Source organism: Streptomyces alkaliphilus, assembly GCF_014141535.1.
Taxonomy (GTDB): domain Bacteria; phylum Actinomycetota; class Actinomycetes; order Streptomycetales; family Streptomycetaceae; genus Streptomyces; species Streptomyces alkaliphilus.
This window is the reverse complement of record NZ_VKHT01001243.1, coordinates 1-1,254: the sequence shown is the minus strand read 5'-3', so window position 1 is coordinate 1,254 and position 1,254 is coordinate 1. Positions and strand designations below refer to the sequence as shown.

The following is a 1,254-nucleotide window of genomic DNA, read 5'->3' as shown; positions in this document are numbered from 1 at the left end:
GCGCGCGGGAGGGGCGGACACGGGAGAGGGGAGAGCCGCGCCCGGGGTGCCGGGCACGCCTCTCCCCTCGATGTCCCTCATCCCGTTGGGCCCGGGGGCGGGTGGTCCGCCCCGGGCCGCGGGTTCGGGTCTCGGAACCGAGTGGGTCCGATCAGTCGAACGTGATCACCACGGGCTGGAAGACGCTGGTGTTGACGGCGAAGTTGTCGTTGCCCAGCTGGCACAGCGTGGTGCTGTTGGACTGCTGGCTCAGGACGCCGGCCAGGAAGCCCTTGTTGTCGACGTCGGCGCCCTGGGCGGTGTTGCCACAGACGTTGGCCAGGATGGTGGTGTCACCGGCGTCCTTGCCGTAGGCGCTCGCGGTGGCGGCGGAGGCGCCGAGCATGGCGGTGGCGGCGGCGGCCGCGGCCACCATCTTGAAGGAAGTACGCATTGATGCTCTCCTGTCGTGATCCTCCGGAATGAGGACGATTTGAGTATTTGCCGCGACAGGTTCGAAATCACCTTGAAATGCCCCAAAGTCCACCATCGGGAGAGCAAGTACCCCCCGTGGGGTGAATCTCTTCCGGTCGCCTCCGCCGTCCGGTCCCGTTCGGTACCCGGGGTGCGTGACGGCGGGGTATCGGGACGTCCGGTCGGACTGCCGCGCGGGGGAGGAGAAGGAGTGACGATTTCCCCGGTCTCCCCTGCGAGCCCCGTGTGTTGACGGTCGGTCCGGCCCGGGGCCGGTTCCCCGGGCCGCTCCCGGGAGGGGATGGGAGACGCGTCCGTGAGAGTGTCGGCGGGCACCCACCCCGGGGGATGCCGACGGGACGTTTCCGTGCGACGTGTCCATGGGGAGGGGTGACGGGGCCCACCGATGGGAGGAGGTGACGGGGTGCCCATCGACAGCGCCGGTTCGCCCGACCCGGCGGACCTCGATGCCCTGGTCATCGGCGGGGGGCAGGCCGGCCTCGCGGTCGGCTATCACCTGCGCCGCCACGGCCTGCGCTTCCTCATCCTGGACGCCGCCGGGCGGCCCGGTGGGGCATGGCGCCGGTTCTGGCCCTCACTGCGACTGTTCTCTCCCGCCGAGCACTCCTCGTTGCCCGGCCGGCCCATGCCGCCGGAGCCGGGCCAGGAGTACCCCGGGGCCGATCACGCGGTGAAATACCTCACCGACTACGAGGAGCGGTACGAACTGCCCGTCCGACGACCGGTGACCGCGCGGGCGGTCCGGCGGATCCCCGGCGGACTCGCCGTGGACACCGACAC

Annotated in this window: 2 protein-coding genes; one reads left to right on the top strand and one right to left on the bottom strand. The window is 71.1% G+C overall.

Annotated features, from left to right (window positions below; genetic code table 11):
- Positions 1 to 151 precede the first annotated feature (151 nt).
- Positions 152 to 433, bottom strand: a complete 282-nt coding sequence (locus tag FNQ90_RS23715) for a hypothetical protein (protein WP_182608219.1) — start codon at positions 431 to 433, stop codon at positions 152 to 154.
- A 444-nt stretch (positions 434 to 877) separates the two neighbouring features.
- Between FNQ90_RS23715 and FNQ90_RS23710 the strand changes: the two genes are divergently transcribed.
- Positions 878 to 1,254: FAD-dependent oxidoreductase (locus FNQ90_RS23710; RefSeq protein ID WP_323380147.1), on the top strand; the 377-nt coding region annotated here is incomplete at its 3' end.

Coding starts and splice junctions, on each gene's coding strand:
- FNQ90_RS23715 (WP_182608219.1), bottom strand. CDS start 433: ATGCGTACTTCCTTCAAGATGGTGGCCGCGGCCGCCGCCGCCACCGCC.